The sequence below is a fragment of the Sphingomonas sp. dw_22 genome, assembly GCF_018449795.1.
Classification (GTDB): domain Bacteria; phylum Pseudomonadota; class Alphaproteobacteria; order Sphingomonadales; family Sphingomonadaceae; genus Sphingomonas.
This window is the reverse complement of sequence record NZ_JAAVVE010000068.1, coordinates 1-15,514: the sequence shown is the minus strand read 5'-3', so window position 1 is coordinate 15,514 and position 15,514 is coordinate 1. Positions and strand designations below refer to the sequence as shown.

17 protein-coding genes are annotated in these 15,514 nt (G+C 67.6%); 11 read left to right on the top strand and 6 right to left on the bottom strand.

Features of this window, described 5'->3' with window-relative positions:
• The first annotated feature begins 271 nt into the window (after positions 1-271).
• Both HB724_RS19185 and HB724_RS19180 read left to right on the top strand, forming a co-directional pair.
• The gene (locus HB724_RS19185) at positions 272-1,207 is read left to right on the top strand and encodes an alpha-E domain-containing protein (protein ID WP_213982557.1); all 936 of its coding nucleotides are present in this window, start codon (positions 272-274) and stop codon (positions 1,205-1,207) included.
• Positions 1,207-2,016, top strand: a complete 810-nt coding sequence (locus HB724_RS19180) for a transglutaminase family protein (protein ID WP_213982556.1) — start codon at positions 1,207-1,209, stop codon at positions 2,014-2,016. Before HB724_RS19185 ends, HB724_RS19180 begins: the two co-directional genes overlap by 1 nt.
• A gap of 11 nt (positions 2,017-2,027) precedes the next feature.
• On the opposite strand, the gene HB724_RS19175 is transcribed toward HB724_RS19180, so the two are convergent.
• Complete coding sequence (locus tag HB724_RS19175; protein ID WP_213982555.1) at positions 2,028-2,813, bottom strand: arginyltransferase; 786 nt, start codon at positions 2,811-2,813, stop codon at positions 2,028-2,030.
• A 352-nt stretch (positions 2,814-3,165) separates the two neighbouring features.
• A complete protein-coding gene (locus HB724_RS19170) occupies positions 3,166-4,410 on the bottom strand; it encodes a threonine ammonia-lyase (protein ID WP_213982554.1) in 1,245 nt (414 codons plus the stop codon).
• Positions 4,411-4,469: 59 nt separating this feature from the next.
• Here HB724_RS19170 and HB724_RS19165 point away from each other — a divergent pair, with 59 nt between their 5' ends.
• Complete coding sequence (locus HB724_RS19165; protein WP_213982553.1) at positions 4,470-6,122, top strand: amidohydrolase; 1,653 nt, start codon at positions 4,470-4,472, stop codon at positions 6,120-6,122.
• A 57-nt stretch (positions 6,123-6,179) separates the two neighbouring features.
• On the opposite strand, the gene HB724_RS19160 is transcribed toward HB724_RS19165, so the two are convergent.
• A complete protein-coding gene (locus HB724_RS19160; protein ID WP_213982552.1) occupies positions 6,180-6,887 on the bottom strand; it encodes a response regulator transcription factor in 708 nt (235 codons plus the stop codon).
• A 140-nt stretch (positions 6,888-7,027) separates the two neighbouring features.
• Complete coding sequence (locus tag HB724_RS19155) at positions 7,028-7,933, bottom strand: LysR family transcriptional regulator (protein WP_213982551.1); 906 nt, start codon at positions 7,931-7,933, stop codon at positions 7,028-7,030.
• Between the two features lie 227 nt (positions 7,934-8,160).
• Between HB724_RS19155 and HB724_RS19150 the strand changes: the two genes are divergently transcribed.
• The 5 genes from HB724_RS19150 (at position 8,161) to arfB (ending at position 11,417) form a co-directional block, all read left to right on the top strand.
• A complete protein-coding gene (locus HB724_RS19150) occupies positions 8,161-8,859 on the top strand; it encodes a pirin family protein (protein ID WP_213982550.1) in 699 nt (232 codons plus the stop codon).
• Positions 8,860-8,928: 69 nt separating this feature from the next.
• On the top strand, positions 8,929-9,531 hold the full coding sequence (wrbA, locus tag HB724_RS19145; RefSeq protein ID WP_213982549.1) for an NAD(P)H:quinone oxidoreductase: 603 nt from the start codon (positions 8,929-8,931) through the stop codon (positions 9,529-9,531).
• A 235-nt stretch (positions 9,532-9,766) separates the two neighbouring features.
• A complete protein-coding gene (locus HB724_RS19140; RefSeq protein WP_213982548.1) occupies positions 9,767-10,417 on the top strand; it encodes an RNA pseudouridine synthase in 651 nt (216 codons plus the stop codon).
• Between the two features lie 115 nt (positions 10,418-10,532).
• Complete coding sequence (locus HB724_RS19135) at positions 10,533-10,937, top strand: hypothetical protein (RefSeq protein WP_213982547.1); 405 nt, start codon at positions 10,533-10,535, stop codon at positions 10,935-10,937.
• 57 nt (positions 10,938-10,994) lie between these two features.
• Complete coding sequence (gene arfB / locus HB724_RS19130; protein WP_213982546.1) at positions 10,995-11,417, top strand: alternative ribosome rescue aminoacyl-tRNA hydrolase ArfB; 423 nt, start codon at positions 10,995-10,997, stop codon at positions 11,415-11,417.
• 141 nt (positions 11,418-11,558) lie between these two features.
• On the opposite strand, the gene HB724_RS19125 is transcribed toward arfB, so the two are convergent.
• Complete coding sequence (locus HB724_RS19125; RefSeq protein WP_213982545.1) at positions 11,559-12,833, bottom strand: PQQ-dependent sugar dehydrogenase; 1,275 nt, start codon at positions 12,831-12,833, stop codon at positions 11,559-11,561.
• A gap of 126 nt (positions 12,834-12,959) precedes the next feature.
• Between HB724_RS19125 and HB724_RS19120 the strand changes: the two genes are divergently transcribed.
• The 3 genes from HB724_RS19120 (at position 12,960) to HB724_RS19110 (ending at position 14,847) form a co-directional block, all read left to right on the top strand.
• Positions 12,960-13,442, top strand: a complete 483-nt coding sequence (locus tag HB724_RS19120) for a GAF domain-containing protein (RefSeq protein WP_213982544.1) — start codon at positions 12,960-12,962, stop codon at positions 13,440-13,442.
• Between the two features lie 119 nt (positions 13,443-13,561).
• Positions 13,562-14,326 (top strand): RcnB family protein, encoded by a 765-nt coding sequence (locus tag HB724_RS19115; protein ID WP_213982543.1) that lies wholly within the window; start codon positions 13,562-13,564, stop codon positions 14,324-14,326.
• 110 nt (positions 14,327-14,436) lie between these two features.
• A complete protein-coding gene (locus tag HB724_RS19110; RefSeq protein ID WP_213982542.1) occupies positions 14,437-14,847 on the top strand; it encodes a hypothetical protein in 411 nt (136 codons plus the stop codon).
• Positions 14,848-14,874: 27 nt separating this feature from the next.
• Here the strand turns inward: HB724_RS19110 and HB724_RS19105 are convergent, their stop codons facing one another.
• A complete protein-coding gene (locus HB724_RS19105; protein ID WP_213982541.1) occupies positions 14,875-15,330 on the bottom strand; it encodes a universal stress protein in 456 nt (151 codons plus the stop codon).
• Positions 15,331-15,514 lie beyond the last annotated feature (184 nt).

Below are 15,514 nucleotides of genomic sequence, written 5' to 3'. Positions count from 1 at the left end.
ACGCAGAGGCGAAGGGGAGGGCGCGGCGGGGGGGGGAGGGGGGGCACCGCGGAGGCGGGGGTGACGATAGAGGGGGGAGAGAAGGAGGGAGGGGCGGTGCCCATGGCGGGGGGGGGGCAAAACAAACTGCCTCCCCGGGGGGGGGGGGGGCGGCGGCGGCGGGGGGGGGGGGGGGGGGGGCCGCCGTCGCAGACGGCGGACTGCGTCCACCGCCCCTCCACCAGCCTGCGGCTGGTCCCCCTCCCCGTGCCGGGGAGGAATTCAGATGCTGATGCTCTCGCGCACCGCGTCGGCGCTCTACTGGCTCGGCCGCTATGTCGAGCGGGCGGACTTCATCGCCCGGCTGGTGGAGGCCACGATCCGCCTCGACGCGCTCTCCGCCCGACCCGCCGGCGAAGCGGCATGGCAGAGCGCACTCGCGGTCAGCTATACCGACGAAGCCTTTGCCGCGACCGGGCAGAGCGTCACCCAGCCGCATGTCGCGCGCTTCCTGACGCTCGACGCGAGCCATCCCGGCTCCATCATCCGTTGCCTGGAGATGGCGCGCAACAATGCCCGTGCCGTGCGCACCGCGCTCACCCGCGAGGCCTGGACCGCGATCAACCGCGCCTGGTGGCTGTTCCAGAACCGCACCTCGACCGGCGGGGCGACCGAGACGCTGAGCCTGGTCGAGCAGGTCAAGGGCGAGACCCGCGGCTTCGAGGGCGCGACCCACCGGATGATGCGCAACGAAGCGACCCTGCTGATCCAGCTCGGCGCCGCGGTGGAGCGCGCGGACAACACCGCACGGCTGGTGGACGTCAAATACCACCTGCTGCTGCCGGCGGGCGAGCCGGTGGGCGGCGTGGTCGATCGCGACCAGTGGACGACGATCCTCCAGACCGTCTCCGCCGTCACCGCCTATCGCTGGCTCTATTCGGAGGGGCTCCAGCCCGGCAACGTGATCGACCTGCTCATCAGCCGCTTCGAGCTGCCGCGCAGCCTGGCCGCTTGTGTCGAGGAGGCGGTGGGCCTGCTCAGCCAGCTCGCCAAGCGCACCGGCCTCCAGGGCGAGGCTGACCGCATGGCGCGTGCCCGCATGGCGCGGATGCTGAAGACGCGGACGCCCGAAGTGATCGTCAGCGGCCTCCACGAATATCTGGAGGCGTTCATCGAGGAGAATGCGATGCTCGACGCCGCGATCGCCCGGCAGTTCCGGTTCATCTGATGCGGATCGCGGTCGATCATCGCTCGCATTATCGCTTCAGCGAGCCGCAGGCGCGGATCGTCCAGATGCTGCGGCTCACGCCGTGCGACACGCAGGACCAGACGGTGGTGAGCTGGATGGTCGGCGTGGATTGCGACGCCCGGCTGCGCGACGCGACCGACGGCTTCGGCAATGCCGTGACGATGCTCTATGCCGAGGGGCCGATCGAGGCGCTCGACGTGACCGTCACCGGCGAAGTGCTGACCAGCGACGCCAACGGACTGGTGCGCGGATCGAACGAGCCGCTGCCGCCGATGCTCTATCTGCGCACCACGCCGCGCACGCTGGCGAGCGCGGCGATCGCCGCCTTCGCGCAGGAGAGCGCCGCCAATGCCCGCGATGGGCTCGACCGGCTGCACCAGCTGAACGCGGCGCTCAGCGCGCGCTTCCCGCGCATGGCGGATTGCCCGGACAACGGCGTCACCGCCGCCGCGGCCTTTGCCGGCAAGGCGAAGACCTCGCGCGACCTCGCGCAGATCTTCATCGCCGCCGCGCGCAGCCTCGGCACGCCGGCGCGCTACATCTCCGGCTATCATGGCGACGGCACCGCGCATTATGCGCCGCACGGCTGGGCGGAGGCGCATGTCGAGGGGCTGGGCTGGGTCGGCTTCGATCCGGTCACCGGCCTGTCGCCGGACGACAGCTATGTGCGGGTCGCGGTGGGCCTCGATGCGATCGGCGCGGCGGCGATCGCGGGCACGCGGAGCGGAGCGGGCGAGGAAGATCTCGACATCGATCTGAGCGTCGAGCAGCTCGGCGGCGAAGAATAGGGCACCGGCCCTCAGGCCAGTTCGCGGATCCTGACCGGGCTCGGCATCGACACGTCCTCGTCCTCATCGCCGAGCAGCGCCCAGCCGTTCGGCCCCAGCACTTCGAGCGGGCGATAGCGCGTCTTGTACGCCATCCGCTCGCTGCCCTTCACCCAATAGCCGAGATAGACATAGGGCAGGCCCGCGGCGCGCGCGCGCAGGATATGGTCCATGATGATGAAGTTGCCCATCGACGGCCGGCCTTCGTCGTCCGCCGCGAAGAAGCTGTAGATCATCGAGAGGCCGTCGGCCTGCTGATCGGTGATGCACGCGCCGACCAGCCGCCCCTTGCGCCCGTCGACCGATGGCTCGCGATATTCGATCACATAGGAGCTGACCGGCGACTGCTCGACCATGTCGGCATAGTCGTTCTCGTCCATCTGGGCCATGCCGCCGCCGGGGTGCCGCGCCGAGAGATAGCGGTGGAGCAGCGCATATTGCTCCTCGGTCGCCCAGGGCTTGCAGGCGGTGACCTCAAGGTCGGAATGGCGCTTGAGCAGCTTGCGCTGGGTGGCGTTGGGCTTGAATTCGTTGCCGACGACGCGGACCGAGACGCAGGCGGTGCAGCCCGCGCAGCTCGGCCGATAGGCGACCGACTGGCTGCGGCGGAAGCCGATGCGGCCCAGCGCATCGTTCAGCTCATCGGCGTGCTGGCCCGAAAGCTCGGTGAAGATCTTCCGCTCCTGGCGGCCCGGCAGATAGGGACAGGGAGAAGGGCTGGTGACGAAGAATCTGGGAAAACGGGAAAGTGCAGTCACCGCTCATGCATCCCTTGTTCGCGACCGGCCCGGATCGGCCTTCACATATGACTATGAAGCGGGAATATGATGATGAAAAGCCGCTTTACCATGAAAGAGAGTTAACATCTGGCCCGGAATAGGGCGGCGCGCACAGCACTCGGCAGCAGCCGCAAACGGCTTGGCGCGCGGAGGAATTCCCCCGGTTGGGAGGCACTATATGCGGGCGGCGGGGAAAGGTGAATCGTGCGCCGACTCGGTTCGTCGCGCGTGCGATTCGCTTCGGCTCTCGATTGTGGAAAACGGGCCGGCGGCGGTCGGTTTCCCCAGCCCCTATCGTCACCCCGGCACTGCGGCCGGGGTGACGATAGCTCTAAGCCAGCTCGACCTGGCTGACCTCGTACTGCGCGCGGCGGAGCGCCGTAATCAGCCGGTCGAGATGGTTGCGGTCGCGCGTCTCGCATTCGATGTCGGTGATGAGGCCTTTGGCCGGCAGCGTCGTGAAGACGCGCTGGTGATAGACCTCGATGATGTTGACGCCCTGTTCGTGGAAGATCCGCGCGACATTGTAGAGCGCGCCGGGCCGGTCCTGGAGCCGGATGCGCAGCCGCGCCAGCCGGCCCGAACGGGCGAGATCGCGCAGCAGCACGTTCGCCAGCAGCCGCGTATCGATGTTGCCGCCGCACAGGATCGTGCCCACCGTCCTGCCGCGAAAGCGCTCCGGCTCGGAGAGCAATGCCGCCAGCCCCGCCGCGCCGGCGCCCTCGACCACGGTCTTCTCGATCTGGAGCAGCAGGCTCACCGACTCCTCCAGACGCCGCTCGCTCACCAGCACGATGTCGTCGACCAGCGCCTCGACCATCTTCGAGGTGATCGCGCCCGGCTCCTTCACCGCGATGCCCTCGGCCAGCGTGTCGCCCGCGCAGGGCATGTCGGTGTGGTGGATGCGGTTGTACATCGACGGATAGAGCTCGGCCTCGACGCCGATCACTTCCAGCGCGCGCCCTTCGGACTTGGCGACCGTCGCGCAGCCCGAGATCAGCCCGCCGCCGCCGATCGGGATCACCAGCGTATCGAGCTCCGGCACGTCCTCGATCATCTCCAGCGCCGCCGTCCCCTGCCCCGCGATGATCCGCGGATCGTCGAACGGATGGACGAAGGTGAAGCCGTGCTCGGCCTCGAGCAGCCGCGAATGGGCATAGGCGGCGTCGAAGGTCTCGCCTTCCAGGATCACGTTGGCGCCGTGCCCTTCGGTCTGGGTCACCTTCACCGTCGGCGTGTTCTTCGGCATGACGATCGTGCTCGGGATGCCGAGCCGCGTCGCGTGATAGGCCAGGCCCTGGGCGTGATTGCCCGCCGACGCCGCGATCACGCCCTTCGAGCGCGCTTCCTGATCGAGCTGGAGCAAGGTGTTGAGCGCGCCGCGTTCCTTATAGGCGGCGGTGAACTGGAGATTTTCGAACTTGAGATAGACCGTCGCGCCGGTCAGATCCGACAGCGTCTTGCTGACCAAGGTGGGCGTGCGGACCACCGCCCCGCTAATCCGCGCCGCCGCACCCCGCACATCGTCGATGGAAACGGGGAGCGGAGCGGTCGCGGGGACGGTCTTGGTAGCCATGATGCGAGGGGCCTAGACCATCTGGCGCGGCGTTGGAACAGGCCCTATGCCCCAAATCCATGCTGAACCTCACCAAGCGGCTGCTGATCGCCGCCGCGCTGCTCCTCGCCCCCGCCGCGCATGCCGACGGGCTGGTCGAAAACGTCAACGGCGAGACGCTGGCTCCCAGCGGCGAAGTGGTCCGCTTCACCGGCCTGCTGATCGGTCGCGACGGCAAGGTGGTGCAGCTCCTGAAGCATGGCGACAAGCGGCCGAAGAAGCTCGACTGGAAGCTCGACATGGCCGGCAAGACGCTGCTGCCCGGCATGATCGACGCGCACGGCCATGTCATGGGCCTCGGCGCGCAGCTCCAGTTGCTCGACCTGTCCGATACGACTTCGCTCGATCAGGCGCTGGGCCGGATCCGCGACTATGCCGCCGCCCATCCCAACAAATGGGTGATCGGGCGCGGCTGGAACCAGGAGAAATGGAAGCTCGGCCGTTTCCCCACCGCCGCCGATCTGGACGGCGCCGTCTCCGACCGTCCGGTGTGGCTGGAGCGCGTCGACGGCCATGCCGGCTGGGCGAACAGCCGCGCGATCGAGCTGGCCGGCGTCACCGCCGCGACTAAGGATCCCAATGGCGGCCGCATCGAGCGCGCGGCGGGCGGCAAGCCCGCGGGCGTGTTCGTGGACGGCGCCACCGCGCTGGTGGCCAAGGTGGTTCCCGCCCCCACCCCGCGCGAGCTGAACGCCGCCTTTCTCGCCGCGCAGGAGAAGCTGCTCTCATTGGGCATCACCGCGACGGCCGATATGGGCACCTCGGTCGAGGATTGGCTGACCTATCGCCGCATGGGCGACCTCAAGCTGCTCAAGGTCCGCATCATGAGCTATGCGAGCGGCGTCGAGACCGCGCTCGCCGTCGCCGGCCAGGGGCCGACGCCGTGGCTCTATGACGATCGCCTGCGCATGGGCGGGATCAAGCTGTACGACGACGGCGCGCTCGGATCGCGCGGGGCGTGGCTCAAGGCCGATTATGCCGATGCATCGGGGCAGAGGGGGCTCGGCTTCCTGTCGGACGACCAGCTCCTCAACATGATGACGCGCGGCAGCATGGACGGCTTCCAGATCGCCGTCCACGCGATCGGCGACCGCGCCAACCAGCAGGTTCTCGACGCGATCGAAGTGCTGGCGGACACCTACAAGGACGATCGCCGCTGGCGAATCGAGCATGCCCAGATCGTCGATCCCAAGGATCTGCCGCGCTTCGGCAAATATGGCATCATCGCCTCGATGCAGCCCGTCCACCAGACCAGCGACCGGACGATGGCCGAGGCCCGGCTGGGGCCGGACCGGCTCGCGGGCGCCTATGCCTGGCGCTCGATGCTGCGGAACGGCGCGAAGCTCGCCTTCGGATCGGACTATCCAGTCGAGAGCCCCGATCCCTGGGCGGGCTGGGCCGCGTCGTTCACCCGCCAGGATGCCGACATGCAGCCCTTTGGCGGCTGGCGCCCCGAAGAAGCGGTGACGCGCGAGCAGGGCTGGGCCGGTTTCACCACCGGCGCGGCCTATGCCGGTTTCGCCGAGGACAGGATCGGCCATCTGGCGCCGGGCATGCGCGCGGATTTCGTGATCGTCGATCGCGATCCCCTGCTCGCCGGCCCCAGCGAGCTGCGTGGGACGCAGGTGATCGAGACCTGGGTCGGCGGCCAGCGGATGTGGCAGCGCAAATAAAAAGGCCGCGGCCCTTTCGGACCGCGGCCTCTTCAAAGCCCCTGTTGGTTCGCCCGCTCAGGCGACCTGCGTGTCCGGTGTGACGACTTCGTCGGCCTCGCGCAGCACATAGCCGCGGCCCCAGACTGTCTCGATATAATTCTCGCCGTCGGTGGCCATGCTCAGCTTCTTGCGCAGCTTGCAGATGAAGACGTCGATGATCTTGAGCTCGGGCTCGTCCATGCCGCCGTAAAGGTGGTTCAGGAACATTTCCTTGGTGAGCGTCGTGCCCTTGCGGAGCGAGAGCAGCTCCAGCATCGCATATTCCTTGCCGGTCAGATGGACCCGGGCGCCATCGACCTCCACCGTCTTCGCATCGAGATTGACCGCCAGCTTGCCGGTGCGGATCACCGACTGCGAATGGCCCTTCGAGCGGCGGACGACGGCGTGGATGCGCGCGATCAGCTCTTCGCGGTGGAACGGCTTGGTGACGTAATCGTCGGCACCGAAGCCGAACGAGCGCACCTTGGAATCCATTTCGTTGATGCCCGACAGGATCAGCACCGGCGTCTGCACGCGGGCGACCCGGACCTTCTTCAACACGTCATAGCCGTGCATGTCGGGCAGGTTCAGGTCGAGCAGGATGATGTCGTAGTCATAGAGCTTGGCGAGGTCCAAGCCCTCTTCGCCGAGATCCGTGGTATAGACGTTGAACCCCTCGGTCGCGAGCATCAGCTCGATCGCCTTGGCAGTCGACGGCTCGTCTTCGATCAACAGCACGCGCATCGGCGGTTCCCCTGTCCACAAGCACGCCCGGAGCCCCGATGCCCGAACACACTGGACGATTCATTAACCTAAACGTGTCTGAAGGCAAAAGGTTAATTTCTTACTAACCGGCCTGAATCCACGAGTCGTAGGGAATCTACCTAGGTCGGGCAGGTGCTGCGGAATCGCGGAGTCAAAAAGTCAATCAAAGCTTCCACGCGCGCGGGACGCAATGTCCCGGGCGGCGTCAGCAGATGCAGACCCACCGGCGACACGGACCAGTCTTCGAGGATGGGAACGAGCAACCCGGCGCGGATATCCTCGCCTACCAGGAATTCGGGCAGCCTTGCGATGCCCAGCCCCGCACGCAGGGCAGGCAGCATCGCATCGCCATTGTCGGTGATCAGCGGCCCCTCGATCCGCACCACCGCTTCTTCGCCGCCCGCGCGGCGGAAGCGCCAGACATCGGGATTGGCGACATTGGTATAGGCGAAGCAGGCATGGGTCGCGAGATCGGCCGGATGGCGCGGACGGCCATGCTTCTCGAAATAGGCGGGCGCGCCGAGCAGGTGGGTGGGCACGGCCCCCAGCCGCCGTGCGCGGAGCGAGCTGTCGGGCAGATCGGCGATGCGCAACGCGATATCGAACCCTTCGGCGACGATGTCGACGCGCGCGTCCGACAGCCGCAGGTCGATCTTGATTCCCGGATGGGCGGCGAGGAACTCGGCGATCAGCGGCGCCACCTTGGCCGAGCCGAAGGTGAGCGGCGCCGCCACGCGGATCAACCCCGCCGGGGCGCTGGCGGATTCGCGCGCGGCCTCCTCGGCGACCTGCCCTTCGGCCAGGATGCGCTGGGCATTCTCCGAGAGCGCCCGTCCGCTCTCGGTGAGCGTCAGCCGGCGCGAGGTGCGGTGGAACAGGGTGGTGCCCAGCCGGCCCTCCAGCCGCGTGATCGCCTTGGAAACCGTCGCCTTGGATACGCCCAGCGCCGTCGCCGCGCCGCTGAACGAGCGATGCTCGACCACGCTGGCGAAGACCGCCCAGGCTTCGAAATCGGGTAGCTTCATTGAACAAACTCCTCCCCGGCACGGGGAGGGGAACCGCCGCCGAAGGCGGGGGTGGAGGGGCCGCCGCGTAGACGGCGGACTGCGTCCGCCGCCCCTCCACCAGCCTGCGGCTGGTCCCCCTCCCCGTGCCGGGGAGGATCATAGTAGAGAAACAATCCGTTTCCAACGTTTCCATTTACGCGCCGATCGCAACCCCTATCTTGGCGGCAATCCAAGGGAGATCAGCAATGATCGAGAAACGCAGTTTCGAAAGCCTGGGCCATGCCGACCACGGCTGGCTCAATGCACGCCACCATTTCAGCTTTGCCGATTATTACGAGCCCGCCCGCATGGGCTGGGGCGCGATCCGGGTGTGGAACGACGACGAGATCGCCGCGAACAGCGGCTTCCCGCCGCATCCGCACCAGAATATGGAGATCATCACCTATGTTCGCTCCGGTGCGATCACGCACCAGGATTCGATGGGCAACAAGGGCCGCACCGTGGCCGGCGACGTCCAGGTGATGAGCGCCGGCAACGGCGTCCGCCACTCCGAATATAATCTCGAGCCGGAGACGACCCGGATCTTCCAGATCTGGATCATGCCGCGCGAGACCGGCGGCCAGCCGAGCTGGGGCGCCAAGCCCTTCCCCAAGGGCGATCGCTCGGGCCGGTTCGTGACGCTCGCCTCGGGCTTCGCCGGGGATGACGAGGCGCTGCCGATCCGGGCCGATGCCCGGGTGCTGGGCGCCACGCTCAAGGCCGGCGAGAGTGTCGAGCACAGCGTCGGCGAGGGGCGCCATGCCTATCTCGTCCTCGCGATGGGCTCGGTCGAGGTCGATGGTCAGCGAGTCGATGCCCGCGACGGCGCGGCCCTGACGGGCGGCCAGACGGTCACCATCAAAGCGCTCGAAGACGCCGAGATCGTCCTGGTCGACGCGGAATAACCCCCCTCCGCCACCCTGGTTCGAGCCGGGGTGGCGGACCCTATCGCTTTTTCAAAGGGAGCAACTGCCATGTCGAAGATCCTGGTTCTCTATTACTCGTCCTACGGCCACCTCGCGAAGATGGCCGATGCCGTTGCCGAGGGCGCGCGCAGTGCCGGCGCCGAAGTCGATGTCCGCCGCGTTCCCGAGACCGCGCCGGCCGAAGTCGTCGCCGCGGCCGGCTTCGTCGCCGATCACAGCCATCCGGTGCTCGAGGACGTCAACGAGCTCGCCAACTATGACGGCATCATCGTCGGCGCGCCGACCCGCTTCGGCCGCATGTCGAGCCAGATGGCATCGTTCTGGGATCGCGCCGGCGGCGTCTGGTTCCAGGGCCAGCTCAACGGCAAGATCGGCGGCGCCTTCACCTCGACCGCCAGCCAGCATGGCGGCCAGGAGACGACGCTCTTCTCGATCATCACCAACCTGCTGCACTTCGGCCTGACGATCGTCGGCCTGAACTATGGCTATCAGGGCCAGATGGGCGTCGACGAGGTCAAGGGCGGATCGCCCTATGGCGCGACGACGATCGCCGATGGCGACGGCAGCCGCCAGCCGAGCGAAGTCGAGCTGGAAGGCGCCCGCTACCAGGGCCGCAAGGTCGCCGAGCTGGCCAACAAGATCGCGGCGTAACCCCCGCGCAAAACCGCCTTGCGGTCTCCCCCAGACCGTGAGGCCACTGGCCGCGCACCCCCTCCCCAGAGCGCGGCCATCAGACGGCGGCCATGGCATCCCCAGCCATGGCCGCCGTTTTCGCATGATGACGGGCCTGCTTCTTCCCCGGCCTTCGCCGGGGAAGAAGTGGGGGGCTTCATCCACCTTTTTCGCGTCCACTGGCGGCGCGCGCGCCACGCTGTATATGCGGCTGATGTTCAAGGACCGCGTTCTCTTCATCGACGGCGAAGCTCTGGTGATCGACAAGCCTGCGGGCCTGCCGGTCGATCGCCCGCGCGACCGCTCGCAAAGCCTGGAGGACATGCTCGGCGAGCTGACCTTCGGCTTCCAGCGCCTGCCCTGGCCGGTCCATAGGCTCGACCGCGACACCAGCGGCTGCCTGTTGCTCGCGCGCAATCCCAAGTCGCTCAAGAAGTTCGGCCAGGCGTTCGAGGCGGGCATCGTCACCAAGCGCTATGTCGCGATCCTCGACGGCGTGCCCGAGGAGACGAGCGGCATGATCGACCTGCCGCTCGCCAAGGTCTCCACCGCCGAGACCGGCTGGCGGATGGTCGGCGATCCCAAGGGCAAGTCCGCGCGCACCCGCTGGGAATTGATCGAGGTCGCCCGCGACAAGGCCCTCATCGCCTTCTTCCCCGAGACCGGCCGTACCCACCAGATCCGCGTCCATGCGGCGGAAGGCCTCGGCCTGCCGATCGTCGGCGATCCCGTCTATGGCAAGGGCGGCCCCGCGGTGATGCTCCACGCCGCCGAATTGACCGTGCCGCGCGAAGGCAAGCCCGACGTCCATGCCGAGGCGCCGCTGCCGGTGCGCTTCCACAATGCGGGCTTCGGCCGCGGCTGACCGGGAGGATTTGCGACGGGCGGTGCAGGATCGGTGACGTAGTTCGCCGCGAGCCTCCCGAGCAGGTTGCGCCATGCGGAGGCGGTCGATAGCCCTAGCAGTCAGGGGGATCGCCATGAACACCAAGACTTTTCTGTTCCGGCTGGCACTGTCGTTCTCGGTGGTCTGGCTCGTCGTGAGCGGCTTTCTGGTCTGGTCGCGCTACGCCGACGAATGGCCCCAGAAAGTCGATCCCGCCACCATCGAAGCCCCGGAGTGCGTCAACGAATATATCTCGAGTCCGGACGGCTTGCGCGAGCGGAAACGCAGCGAAGCCGAGGAGACCGCGTGTCGCAACGCGAAGATCAAGGCCGCCGAAGCCAGCCGGGATCGCGAAGCCTGGGGATCGGTCAAGCACCTCCCGCTCAACATCCTCTGGCTGACCGTCCTCCCGATTCTGCTGGTGATCGTGCTTGCCGGCTTCGCCGGGAGAATCCGCGAAGGCTTCGCCCGCTATGTCCGGTGGCTGCGCAACGGCTGAGGCCATGATCGGCTGAAAATCTGTGTGAATCGCTCAGACCCCGGCTAAGCCTCCGCCATGGTCGCGATTCCCGTCACCCGTTCCATCTCGATCGACAGCGACGAGATCGAAGAATCCTTCACCCGGTCGGGCGGTGCCGGCGGTCAGCATGTGAACACCACCGATAGCGCGGTGATGCTCCGCTTCGATGTCGCGAACGCAAGCCTGCCCGAGGCCGTCAAGAACCGTCTGGCAGCGCTCGCCGGATCACGCATGACCCGGGAGGGCGTCCTGGTCCTCCGGTCGGAGGGCTCCCGATCGCAGCACGACAACAGGCAGGAGGTTCGCGAACGCCTGATCGCGATGATCCGCGAGGCGACGATCGTCCAGAAGAAGCGCCGCCCGACCAAGCCCAGCAAGGCCGCCAAGGCGCGGCGGGTGGACGCGAAGAAGGGCCGCAGCACGATCAAGGCCGGCCGGGGCAAGGTGCGACCGGATTGACCTAAGCCCTCTCCCGCTTGCGGGAGAGGGTTGGGTGAGGGTTAAGTGCAATGCGCTCTCGATCGCACCTTCACCCGACTCACCCTCACCCCGGCCCTCTCCCGCAAGCGGGAGAGGGAGAAGCGAACATTCCAGAACGTCCTATTTCTTCGGGCTGAGCCGCATCAGCCAGCCGCTTTCGCCGCGCGGGCCGTCCTGGAGCAGCCAGATCGATCCGTCCGGCCCCTGGGCCACGTCGCGGATGCGCATCTGCATGTCCCACTGGTCGGCCTTGGTGGCGCTGGTGCCGTCGAGCTTGACGCGGATCAGCGCCTGGCCAGACATCGCGCCCAGGAACAGCGATCCCTTCCATTCGGGGAACTGGTCGCCGCTGTAATAGATCAGCCCGGCCGGCGAGATGGACGGCTTCCAATAGAGCTTGGGCGGCTCATAGCCGTCGCCCGGCTTGGGATCGGGGATCGGCACATCGTCGTAATTCTCGCCGAACGACGCGTTGGGCCAGCCGTAATTCTTGCCCGGCAGGATCAGGTTGACCTCGTCACCGCCCTGGGGCCCCATCTCGATCTCCCACAGATTGCCGCTGGGATCGAACGCCAACCCATAGGGATTGCGATGGCCGAGGCTCCAGGTCGAGGCGGGCGCAGGGTTCGGTCCCTGGAAAGTGAAGTCGCGCGTCGGCGCGGTCTTCGCGACCACGGTATCCTTGGGCGGATCGGTGACCTTCACGGTCGCCGGGCCGGTCTTGCCGGCATCGGGATTGCCGGGGAACGGCTTGCCGTCGAGCGTCAGGTGCAGGATCTTGCCGATCGCCTGGCCTGGATCCTGCGCCGGGGTGAAGCGCTGGCGCTCGCCCGAGGAGAGGAACAGCGACTTGCCGTCGGGCGCGAAGGCGATCACCGCGCCGAACTGGCCGCCGTCGCCGTCCGATCCCGCACGGAACAGCACCTCCACATTGTCGAGTCGCGGCGGCGCGCCATGCCCGCGCGACAGCCGCGCCCGCGCCATGGCAAGCGCGCTGCCGGTGGGGCGCGGCTCGGAATAGGTGAAATAGATCAGGCTGCTGGTCGCGAAATCGGGGGCGATCGCGACATCGAGCAGGCCGCCCTGACCGGGCGTCGCCACCTTGGGCACGCCGCTGACCTCGACCACTTTCTGGTCGGTCTGCCAGAGCTGGAGATGGCCGCTCTTCTCGGTGATGAGCGCCGATCCGTCCGCCAGGAAGGCGAGGCCGAAGGGCGAATCGAAATCGGCGATGCGCGTCACGTTGAACGGCAGGCCCTCCGGAACCGGGGCGGGCGTGCCGGTGGGCACCGGGATCGGCGTGGTCGTGGCGGCCTGGGACTGGCCGGACTTGGCATCCTGCGGCGAACAGGCGGTGACGAGCAGGAGCGCGACGGGCAGGACGGATCGTGACATGAGGCAGGTCTCCGGAACAGACGGGCGCGCGCAACGCACCCCTTTTCGGCGATAGTTGCAAGCCTTTGTTGACACCGCTGCCACCGCCCCCTCCCCATCGCGCCCGGCATTGCCTACATGGCGCCCATGTACGACTTCGCCATCGCCGCCGATTCCAAGACCGAGCTCTACCGCGATCTCGCCGCCGCGCTCGATTCGCTGACCGCCGACGAGCCCGATCCCATTGCCAACATGGCGAACGTCTCGGCGCTGATCGGCCAGTATCTCCCCGATCTCAACTGGGCCGGTTTCTACCGGAACGTGAACGAGGAGCTCGTCCTCGGCCCGTTCCAGGGCAAGGCGGCGTGCATCCGCATCCCGTTCGGCAAGGGCGTGTGCGGCGCAGCGGCGGCGACGCGCGAGACCCAGCTCGTCGAGGACGTCCACGCCTTTCCCGGCCATATCGCCTGCGACGCCGCCAGCCGCTCCGAGCTGGTCGTGCCGATCGTCCATCAGGGCGCGCTGCTCGGCGTGCTCGATCTCGACAGCCCGAGCCCCGCGCGTTTCGATTCGGGAGACGCGGCGGGCTGCGAGGCGCTGATGCGGATCCTGGCGCCGCGCCTCGCCTGACCGACGCTGCCCCGCATCGGGACAGGTGTTAAGCATCCTCTCCGATTTTCTCGCCGCCGCGATAGGGTTACTCCGACGTTAGGGAATGCGCCGTGTGCGCAGGCGGGGAGTGAGTGGAGATGCGCAGGCTTTGGATAGCAGCGGCGGCAATGCTGGCGGGGCTTTCGCTCGCGACGCCCGCCGCGGCGCAGCGCGTGTGGCAGAATGGTCGCTGGATCGTGATGCCGCACAGCCAGGCCCGCCCGCCGGCGCCGCCCCGCGCGAATCGCTGGGGTCCGGTGATCGACGGCCGCTGGGACGGGGGCAATCGCGCGCCGGGCGGCTGGTCGGCCTATCGCCGGCCCGTCCGCGGCTGGAGCCTTCCGGGCTATTGGCGCGACACGCGGTTCCGCATTCCCGACTATCTGAGCTTCGGCCTCTCCGCCCCGCCGCGCGGCTATTACTGGGCCCGCTATTATGACGACGCCGTGCTGGTCGATCAGGGCGGGCGCGTGTGGGATTCGATGGGCGGCATCGCCTGGGCGGCCGATGACGGCTATTCCGCGCCGCGCAGCAGCGTGACCGTCGTGTCGGCCGGCGCGGGCTATCCGCCCCCGCCGTCGTCGCGCCGGATCGAGAGCGTCGATCCCAATGCCTATTATGATGTGCCCGGCCCCGAACTGGCGCCCGAGCCCGGCTATGACGCCGATCCGATTCGCTATTCGCAATACCCAGCGGGTGGGTATGCGCCGCCGGTGGTCGAGGGATCGCCGGCGGTGCAGGTTTACACCACCCCCACGGGCTATGGCGGCACGACGACCGTGGTGGTGATCCCCTCGGTCACGACGACGACCACCACGACCGAAACCTACGGCACCACCTACAGGCGCACTGTCCGCCGCTGACGGGCCGAGCGGGTCCGCGCCCTGCGGATCCCCGCCCCGCTTCGCTATTGGATTCCCTTCCCGACAGGCATAGCATCGCAAGCGCGCTGACTTTGCCCGGAGAACTTCCAATGGCCACCCAGCCCGACTTCGCGAAACTGGAGGAAATGATCACCTGTCGCGCCACGGCGAATGGCGAGCGGGTGACGGGAATAAGCGGCAATATCGGCTATAACCTGTCGCTTCTTTCCAATTGGGCGAAAGGCAATCTGCACGGGCATCCCCAGGTGAGCTCGAGGGACGCCCGGCAGTTCCTCGGCGCCGTCCGCTATGCGCATGACGAAGCCGAGTTCACCGGCCGCAGAAACGCCTTTCACTGCGCCGAGGTGAATGCGGTCGTCAAGCTGCTCGATCGGGGAGCCGGCCTACGGGATATCCGTCTCTACCGGGCGAAGGGCGATCAAAAGCAATGGGTCGGCTATTGCCGCGCCTGCACGCAATGGATCTACGATTTGAACATCGAAACGATCGACTCGATATAGTCCGCGCCGCGGGCTTCCGGGACGTTTCTAGCTCAGCCGGTCGATCGCCTCGGCGTCGAGCGCGCCGGGGATTATCATCACCGGCACGCTCATCGATCCCGCGTCGGCGCCGGTGAAATGGGTGACGAGCGCGCCCGGCGCGCCGCTCGCGGCGGCGCCCAGCACCAGCGCGGCGATCTCGCGATTGGCGGCGATCATCTCGCGGACGATTCGCGGTCCCTCGCCCTCGCGCACCGTGATCGACGGCGTCAGCCCCGATTCGGCGAGCAGGGTGCCGGCCGCACGCGCCACCAGCGCCTCGGCGCGCTGCCGCGCCTCCTCCTCGATCGTCGCCATCACGCCGCCCCACTGGACGAATTCCTGCGGCGGGATCAGCGCCAATATCTCCACATTGCCGCCGGTCTTCGCCGCGCGCCGGGCGGCGAAGCGCAGCGCGATCTCGGCCTCGAGAGTTTCGTCGATCACCACCAGATAGGTGCGCATGGGTGCTTTCCTCGCCTCCCGCGTTAGGTGGCTTGCGATTGTCCTTCTTGCAAGCCGGTCTTGACCGGGGCGCGGTCGGGCGCAAAGGAGGGCCAAATCCTCCCCCAGGGCTCCAACGACGGGAATCTCCATGTCGATCGAAATCAAGATGCCTGCGCTTTCTCCCACGATGGAAGAAGGCACC

Bases quoted from the DNA above. Each gene is read 5' to 3' on its own strand.
- HB724_RS19135 (WP_213982547.1), top strand. From the start codon at position 10,533: ATGAACACCAAGACTTTTCTGTTCCGGCTGGCACTGTCGTTCTCGGTG.
- HB724_RS19150 (WP_213982550.1), top strand. From the start codon at position 8,161: ATGATCGAGAAACGCAGTTTCGAAAGCCTGGGCCATGCCGACCACGGC.
- HB724_RS19110 (WP_213982542.1), top strand. From the start codon at position 14,437: ATGGCCACCCAGCCCGACTTCGCGAAACTGGAGGAAATGATCACCTGT.
- HB724_RS19180 (WP_213982556.1), top strand. From the start codon at position 1,207: ATGCGGATCGCGGTCGATCATCGCTCGCATTATCGCTTCAGCGAGCCG.
- HB724_RS19170 (WP_213982554.1), bottom strand. From the start codon at position 4,410: ATGGCTACCAAGACCGTCCCCGCGACCGCTCCGCTCCCCGTTTCCATC.
- HB724_RS19115 (WP_213982543.1), top strand. From the start codon at position 13,562: ATGCGCAGGCTTTGGATAGCAGCGGCGGCAATGCTGGCGGGGCTTTCG.
- HB724_RS19125 (WP_213982545.1), bottom strand. From the start codon at position 12,833: ATGTCACGATCCGTCCTGCCCGTCGCGCTCCTGCTCGTCACCGCCTGT.
- HB724_RS19105 (WP_213982541.1), bottom strand. From the start codon at position 15,330: ATGCGCACCTATCTGGTGGTGATCGACGAAACTCTCGAGGCCGAGATC.
- HB724_RS19140 (WP_213982548.1), top strand. From the start codon at position 9,767: ATGTTCAAGGACCGCGTTCTCTTCATCGACGGCGAAGCTCTGGTGATC.
- wrbA (WP_213982549.1), top strand. From the start codon at position 8,929: ATGTCGAAGATCCTGGTTCTCTATTACTCGTCCTACGGCCACCTCGCG.
- arfB (WP_213982546.1), top strand. From the start codon at position 10,995: ATGGTCGCGATTCCCGTCACCCGTTCCATCTCGATCGACAGCGACGAG.
- HB724_RS19120 (WP_213982544.1), top strand. From the start codon at position 12,960: ATGTACGACTTCGCCATCGCCGCCGATTCCAAGACCGAGCTCTACCGC.
- HB724_RS19160 (WP_213982552.1), bottom strand. From the start codon at position 6,887: ATGCGCGTGCTGTTGATCGAAGACGAGCCGTCGACTGCCAAGGCGATC.
- HB724_RS19165 (WP_213982553.1), top strand. From the start codon at position 4,470: ATGCTGAACCTCACCAAGCGGCTGCTGATCGCCGCCGCGCTGCTCCTC.
- HB724_RS19155 (WP_213982551.1), bottom strand. From the start codon at position 7,933: ATGAAGCTACCCGATTTCGAAGCCTGGGCGGTCTTCGCCAGCGTGGTC.
- HB724_RS19185 (WP_213982557.1), top strand. From the start codon at position 272: ATGCTCTCGCGCACCGCGTCGGCGCTCTACTGGCTCGGCCGCTATGTC.